General features: G+C 74.8%; 6 protein-coding genes and 1 pseudogene. 4 read left to right on the plus strand and 3 right to left on the minus strand.

Going from position 1 to position 6,711, the window contains the following annotated elements; genetic code table 11:
• Positions 1 to 135: 135 nt before the first annotated feature.
• Positions 136 to 828, plus strand: a complete 693-nt coding sequence (locus tag ACGF3H_RS19240) for a pentapeptide repeat-containing protein (RefSeq protein ID WP_362489855.1) — start codon at positions 136 to 138, stop codon at positions 826 to 828.
• Between the two features lie 52 nt (positions 829 to 880).
• On the opposite strand, the gene ACGF3H_RS19245 is transcribed toward ACGF3H_RS19240, so the two are convergent.
• Positions 881 to 1,381, minus strand: coding sequence for a hypothetical protein (locus ACGF3H_RS19245; RefSeq protein WP_362489857.1), 501 nt, complete (start codon positions 1,379 to 1,381; stop codon positions 881 to 883).
• A gap of 66 nt (positions 1,382 to 1,447) precedes the next feature.
• On the opposite strand from ACGF3H_RS19245, the gene ACGF3H_RS19250 reads away from it, so the two are divergent.
• Positions 1,448 to 2,413, plus strand: a complete 966-nt coding sequence (locus ACGF3H_RS19250) for a bifunctional GNAT family N-acetyltransferase/NUDIX hydrolase (protein WP_362489859.1) — start codon at positions 1,448 to 1,450, stop codon at positions 2,411 to 2,413.
• 21 nt (positions 2,414 to 2,434) lie between these two features.
• On the opposite strand, the gene ACGF3H_RS19255 is transcribed toward ACGF3H_RS19250, so the two are convergent.
• A complete protein-coding gene (locus ACGF3H_RS19255) occupies positions 2,435 to 3,844 on the minus strand; it encodes a M1 family metallopeptidase (RefSeq protein WP_362489861.1) in 1,410 nt (469 codons plus the stop codon).
• 68 nt (positions 3,845 to 3,912) lie between these two features.
• A complete protein-coding gene (locus tag ACGF3H_RS19260) occupies positions 3,913 to 4,482 on the minus strand; it encodes a heme-binding protein (RefSeq protein WP_362489863.1) in 570 nt (189 codons plus the stop codon).
• A gap of 255 nt (positions 4,483 to 4,737) precedes the next feature.
• On the opposite strand from ACGF3H_RS19260, the gene ACGF3H_RS19265 reads away from it, so the two are divergent.
• Both ACGF3H_RS19265 and ACGF3H_RS19270 read left to right on the plus strand, forming a co-directional pair.
• Entirely contained in the window at positions 4,738 to 5,958 is a 1,221-nt protein-coding gene (locus tag ACGF3H_RS19265) for a sensor histidine kinase (RefSeq protein ID WP_362489865.1), read from the plus strand.
• A pseudogene (locus ACGF3H_RS19270) lies at positions 5,955 to 6,599 on the plus strand (response regulator); the annotation flags it as partial. The gene ACGF3H_RS19265 and the pseudogene ACGF3H_RS19270, both read left to right, overlap by 4 nt.
• Positions 6,600 to 6,711 lie beyond the last annotated feature (112 nt).

A 6,711-nucleotide genomic window follows, 5' to 3' on the forward strand; every position in this document is an offset into this window, starting at 1 on the left:
GGGTCGCGTTCACCTGCTGTCGTGCCTTTCTGCGAGTACGACGGATGGGCGGCCGGGAAACGTGACACGCGACCGGGGAAGATCGCGAAGCCGCAGGTGGGGGCGGGTGTCGGTGGCGGGGTGCAGCATGGGGCCATGGCGAGGAGAGCGGCGGGTGGCGGCGGTGCGGCGGCGGTGCGGGCGGTGCGCCGCCCGGAGGTGCGGCTGCCGGCGCTGGAGCCCTACGGCGGCGGGGCACTGGAGCCGGACGGCGACTACGACGGGCTGCAGTTCCCGGAGACGGACCTCTCCGGACAGGACGGGACGGGCGCCCGCTTCCTGGACTGCGGGCTGACGGCGTGCGTGCTGGACGAGACGTCACTGCCGCGCGCCCGGCTGCTCGACTCGGTCCTCACCGGCGTACGGGGTGTCGGGACGGACCTGGCCGAGGCCACGCTGCGCGACGTGGAGCTGGTCGATGCCCGGCTGGGCGGCACGCAGCTGCACGGGGCAGTGCTTGAGCGGGTGCTGGTCCGCGGCGGCAAGATCGATTGCCTGAATCTGCGCCGCGCCCGGCTCAAGGACGTCGTCTTCGAGGGCTGCGTCCTGGTCGAGCCGGACTTCGGGGGCGCGCGCCTGGAGCGGGTGGCGTTCGTCGACTGTGCCCTGAGGGACGCGGACCTGAGCGCGGCGACCCTGACGGACGTGGACCTGCGCGGCGCGGCTCCGCTGGAGGTGTCCCGCGGTGTGGACCGGCTGGCGGGTGCGGTGATCAGCCCGGCCCAGCTGCTGGACCTGGCCCCGGTGCTGGCGGCGCAGCTGGGGGTGCGGGTGCTGGGGAAGGAGTAGGCGGGACGGGACGTCCGGCCCGGCCGGGCGCGCCGGAGGGGCCCGGGTGCGCTCAGCCGATACGGGGGAAGCGTGCCTGGAGGGTCCAGATCGCCGGGTTCTCCGCCAGGGCCTCGTGCATGTCCGTGAGGTCGGCGATCAGGTCGTGGAGGAAGTCCCGGGCCTCCCGGCGCAGCGCGGTGTGCGAGAAGGACAGCGGCGGTTCGCTCGCCGGCAGCCACTCCGCCTCGATGTCGACCCAGCCGAAGCGGCGCTCGAACAGCAGACGGTCGGTGGACTCGGTGAAGTCCAGCTCGGCGTGCTGCGGCCGGGCGGCCCGGGAGCCCGCCGGGTCCCGGTCGACCAGCTCCACGATGTCGCACAGCGCCCACGCGAAGTCGAGCACCGGCACCCATCCCCAGGCCGTGGAGATCTCCCGGTCCTCCTTGGTGTCGGCGAGGTACACGTCGCCGCAGAACAGGTCGTGCCGCAGGGCGTGGACGTCCGCGCGGCGGTAGTCCGTCTGCGGCGGATCGGGGAACCGGGTGGAGAGGGCGTAGCCGATGTCGAGCACGCAGGTGATGGTGTCACGTCCGCGGTCCCGGACCACCGCGGGACCGGGCGGGGTAGGTTGCCCCGCGTGATCATCACCCCGCTCACGCTCGCCCCCGACCACGACATCCCGGGCCCGCTGCTCACCGAGCTGACCGCCCTCTACGCCTCCCACCGCGCCTTCCACGCGCTCAGCGGCGACTTCCCCGACCCCGACGACATCCGTCCGGAACAGGTGGCGGCGGCGCTGGCCGACGAGCTGGCGCACCCCGGCGCGGAGGTCCTGCTGGCCCGGGACGCGGGGCGGCTGGCCGGGATCGCGATCACCCTCGCCCGGCACCCGGACCAGGCCGACCCGGACCCGTGGATCGGCCTGCTGATGGTGGACGCGCACCTGGGCCGGAGGGGTCACGGCAGGCGGCTGGCGTCCCTCGTCGAGGACCGCTTCCGGGCCGCGGGCCACGCCGGCCTGCGGCTCGCCGTCCTCGACGGCAACAGTGACGCCCTCGCCTTCTGGACCGCCCTCGGGTACGAGACCATCGGCCACCGCCGGGACCTGCGCGCCGCCCGCCCCTGCACGGTGCTGCGCAAGCCGCTGCGCGTCCCGCGCCGTGCGGCCCGCGTCGCCGTGCTCGACCCCGACGGCGCGGTCTTCCTGCTGCGGTACGACAACGTCGAGGTCGGCGTGCACTGGGCGATGCCCGGCGGCGGGCTCGACGGGGACGAGAGCCCCCGCGAGGGCGCCCTGCGCGAACTGCGCGAGGAGACCGGCTGGACGGACCTGGAGCCCGGCCCGCTGCTGTGCACCTGGGAACACGACTTCACCCACCTGAGCGTGGGCCCGGTCCGCCAGCACGAGCACATCTACGTCGCCCGCGGCCCCCGGCGCGAGCCCACCGGGCCCCACCTCGCCGCCGCGCACGCCGCGGACGGCATCCTCACCTGGCGCTGGTGGAGCCGCGCGGAACTCGCCGAGGCGCCCGAGGCCCTGTGGCCGCCGGACCTGCCCCGGCTGCTCGACGCCTTCGAGGAGTCCGACGCGTCCGCGCGGTGAGGCGGCGGCCGGCGCCCCCACTCACGGGCGCTCCGGTTTCCCGTCTCCGTACAGCCAGTCGTCCCAGATCTCCGTGAAGTCCTTGCCGGGAGCCGACTTCTCCACGAACGCCGTGAAGTCGCCGGTGTCCGCGTTGCCGTGGCGGTGGGCGGCGGCCCAGTCGCGCAGCAGGGCGCGGAAGGCGTCGTCGCCGACCGTCTGCCGGATGCGGTGCAGCACCATCGCGCCGCGCTCGTAGACCGGGCTGTCGGAGATGTGGGCGGCATCGGACGGTTTGCCGGGCGGGAACGCCCAGACGGCCTCGTTCGCTTCCTCGTCGTCGTAGTAGTCGCCGTCGTAGAGTGCGTCGAAGGTCTCCTGCGCGGTGTCGCCGCCGTGGTCCTCGGTCCACAGCCACTCCGCGTAGGTGGCGAAGCCCTCGTTGAGCCACATGTCCCGCCAGGTCTTCGGCGTGACGGAGTCGCCGTACCACTGGTGGGCCAGCTCGTGGACGAGGGTCTCGGTGTCGGGAGCGCCGGGGAAGTAGGGCCGGGTCTGGGTCTCCAGGGCGTATCCGGCGTCGTCCGGACGGTCGACGATCGCGCCGGTGGAGGAGAACGGGTACGGGCCGAAGAGGTCCTGCTCCCACTTCATGATCGCGGGGATTCGCGCGAGGACCGTCCGGCTCGCGGCGGCCTGCTCCGGGTCGACGGCCGTGTACACCGGCAGGCCGTCGTCGGTGACCGAGCGGCTGATCCGCCAGTCGCCGACGGCGATCGTGGCGACATGGCTCGCCATCGGCTCGGCGGTGTGCCAGCGGAACGTCGTACGGCCGTTCCTGGTCGTCTCGCCGGCCGGCTGCCCGTTGGAGACGACCCCGTAGTCCTCGGGGACGGTGACCGCGATGTCGTAGGTCGCCTTGTCGGACGGGTGGTGGTTGCCGGGGAACCAGGCCATGGAGCCGGTGGGCTCGCCGAGCCCGACCGCACCGTCGTCGGTGGGCAGCCAGCCCTCCTCGGAGTCGTCCGGGTCGGTCACGGTCTCGGGCTTTCCCGAGTAGCGGATCCGCACCCGGAAGGTCTCGCCGTCGTCCAGCTCGTCCGGCGGGCGGACGGTCAGCTCCTGCCCGGCCCGGTTGAAGCGTGCCTCCCGGCCCTCGACGGTGACGTTCTGGACGTCCAGGCCCTTGAGGTCCAGGTCGAAGGCGGAGAGGTCCTGGGTGGCACGTGCGGTGATCGTCGCCGTGCCGGTGAGACGCTCGGCGTCGGGGTCGTAGTCGAGGACCAGGTCGTAGTGGCCGACGTCGTACCCGCCGTTGCCCGCCTTCGGGAAGTACGGATCGCGCACGCCGGAACCGCCCGGGGTGCCGTCGACACCACCACCACCGCCACTGCTGCACGCCGCGAGGGCGGTGACGGTGGCGGTGGCTACGAGCAGACGAGTGAGGCGCACGCCGTGATCCTAGGGGGCGTTTCACGTGAAACGCCCGCCGGAACCGGCCGTTGTGGCCCCTCGGTCGTCTAGCGCAGCGCCTCCGCGCCCGCCTGCGCGAACTTCTCGTCCAGGGCGCCGGACGGAGCGCCCGCGACACCGATGCCGGCGATCGGCGCCTTGTCGGCGGTGACCGGGACGCCACCGCCCAGGAACAGCGTGCCCGGGATGTCCTTCAGGTTCGGGGCGTTCTCCAGGCGACCCTCGAGCTCGGTGGTGGTGGCGTTCCAGGAGACGGCGGTGTACGCCTTCTTCACGGCCGACTCGTAGGACTGCGGGCCTGCGCCGTCCCCGCGCATGGTGAGGATCGTGTTGCCGTTGCGGTCGACGACGGCGACCGTGATGCGCTGGCCGTCCTTCTTGGCGGCCTTCAGCGCGGCCTGTGCCGCCTCGGTCGCGGCCTCGACCGTCAGGTGCGTGGAGGTCGTGGTGTCACGCTTGCCGGCCGCGGCGGCGGGGGCGGCGGCCACCGCGGCGTCCGGGGCGGACTCCGGCGCCGAGGCGTTGGCCGCCACCGTGCCGAAGGTGCCCACGGCGACGGCGGCGAGGACGGCGCCGCCGGTGGCGATGCGGGCGCGCCGGGAAAGAGTCTTCTTCATGGGGGATCTGCTCCTCGGGGTCGGGGCGGACGGTCCGCGTCGGGGCCCCTGCGGGCCGCTTCCGTCCTTCTGCTCTCCACCCTCCGCCCGGGACCCGGGCTCTCCGGTCGCCGTTCCGGCTGCTCACCCGCGACGGAACGGGCGACGGCGGGTCGTCCGATCGGCTGATCCCCCGACCGCCCGGACAGGTCACCATGGAAGGGAACGCGCAGCTCAGCGTGGTAGGAGACAACGGTGGAAAGGAGACGTGCGCGGATGCCGAAGCCCTGCGACCCGGACACCCGGTGGCTCGGTGCCGTCCTGCACGTGGCCTTCTTCCTGCTGCTCGGCGGCGCCCTCGCCCGCTTCCTGCTGCGCCACCCCGGCGAGCCCCGCACCCCGTGGATCATCGCCCTGTCCCTCGTGCTCGCCGCGCTGCACCTGCTCGGGCCCGTGCTGAGCGGCGCCGGGGCGCGGCCCGGCCGGCGGAGCCTCGCCTGGCTCGGTGCGGTGGTCGCGGTGTGGATGGTGCTCGTCGTCCTCGCGCCCAGCTTCTCCTGGTGCGCCGTGCCCCTCTTCTACACCGGCCTGCGGACCCTGCCGGCCCGGGCGGCGCTCGGGCTGGTGACCGTCCTGACGGTGTTCGTCGTCGCCGCGCAGCTCCGGCTCGCCGGGCGCTTCGACCCGAACCTGCTGCTCGCCCCGCCGGCCGTCGCCGCCATCGCCACGGCCGTGTTCCTGCACACCGAGCGGCAGGCGGCCCGGCAGCGCGCCCTGATCGACGACCTGATCCGCACCCGCCGCGAACTCGCCGCGGCCGAACGCCGCGAGGGCACCCTCGCCGAGCGCCAGCGGCTGTCCATGGAGATCCACGACACCCTCGCCCAGGGCCTGTCCAGCCAGCGGATGCTGCTCCAGGCGGCCGAGCGGGTCTGGGAGTCCGACCCGGGCAAGGCCCGCACCCACGTCCGGGGCGCCGCGTCCGTCGCCGAGCACAACCTCACCGAGGCCCGCCGCTTCGTGCACGACCTCGCCCCGGCCGACCTAGCCCGCGGCGGCGGCCTGGTGGCGGCACTGCGCGCCCTGGCCGAGCGGGAGACCGGCGACCACCTCACCGTGCGGGTCCACGTGGACGACGGCGGCCGGGCCCCGCGGCTGCCCGACCGCGTCCAGTCGGCCCTGCTCCGGATCGCCCAGGGGGCCCTGGCCAACGTCCGCGAGCACACGGGCGCCTCCACCGCCGCGCTCACCCTCACCCTCCTCGACGACGAGGCCGTCCTGGACGTCAGCGACGACGGCCACGGCTTCGACCCGGGGGCGCTGTCCGGCGCCCCGTCCGGGGTGCGCGGGCACGGGCTGCCTGCCATGCGGGCCCGGCTGCGCGGCCTCGGCGGCACCCTGACCGTCGAGTCGGCCCCCGGCGAGGGCACCGTCGTGTCCGCCGCCGTCCCCCTGGACCCGCCCGGCCCGGCCGACCCGCTGGAGACACCCCGATGACCGAACCGCCCGCCCCGGCCCCCGTCCGCATCCTCGTCTGCGACGACCACGTCGTCGTCCGCGCCGGGCTGCTGGCCCTGCTCGACAGCGCCCCCGGCATCGAGGTGGCCGGCGAGGCGGGCACCGGCGAGGAGGCGCTCGCCCTCGCCGCGCGGCTGGCGCCCGACGTGGTGCTGATGGACCTTCAGCTCGGCGAGGGCATCGACGGGGTGGAGACCACGCGCCGCCTCACCTCCGGCGACGGCCCGTCCCCGCACGTCCTGGTGCTCACCACGTACGACACCGACGCCGACATCACCCGCGCCATCGAGGCCGGGGCGACCGGCTACCTGCTCAAGGCCGAGCGCCCCGAGGAGCTGTTCGCCGCGATCCACGCCGCCGCGCGGGGCCGTACGGCGCTGTCCGGTCCGGTCGCCAGCCGGGTCATGGCCAACATGCGCAGCCCGCGCCCCTCCCTCACCGACCGTGAACGCGACATCCTGGCCCAGCTCGCCACCGGCCTCGGCAACCGGGAGATCGCCCGCGCCCTGTTCATCAGCGAGGCCACGGTGAAGACCCATCTGCGCCGCATCTACGACAAGCTCGGCGTCGACACCCGCGCGGGCGCGGTGTCCGTGGCGAAGGAACAGCGCCTGCTGCCGTGGGGGGCGCGCGGCGCCCCCCCCCCCGCGGGGGGGGGGGGGGGGCGCGCGGCGCCGGGGGGGGGGGTGTGGTTGTGGCGCGCGGCCGGGGGGGGGGCCCAGACCCCCCCCG

The sequence above is a fragment of the Streptomyces sp. NPDC048185 genome, assembly GCF_043202495.1.
GTDB lineage: Bacteria > Actinomycetota > Actinomycetes > Streptomycetales > Streptomycetaceae > Streptomyces.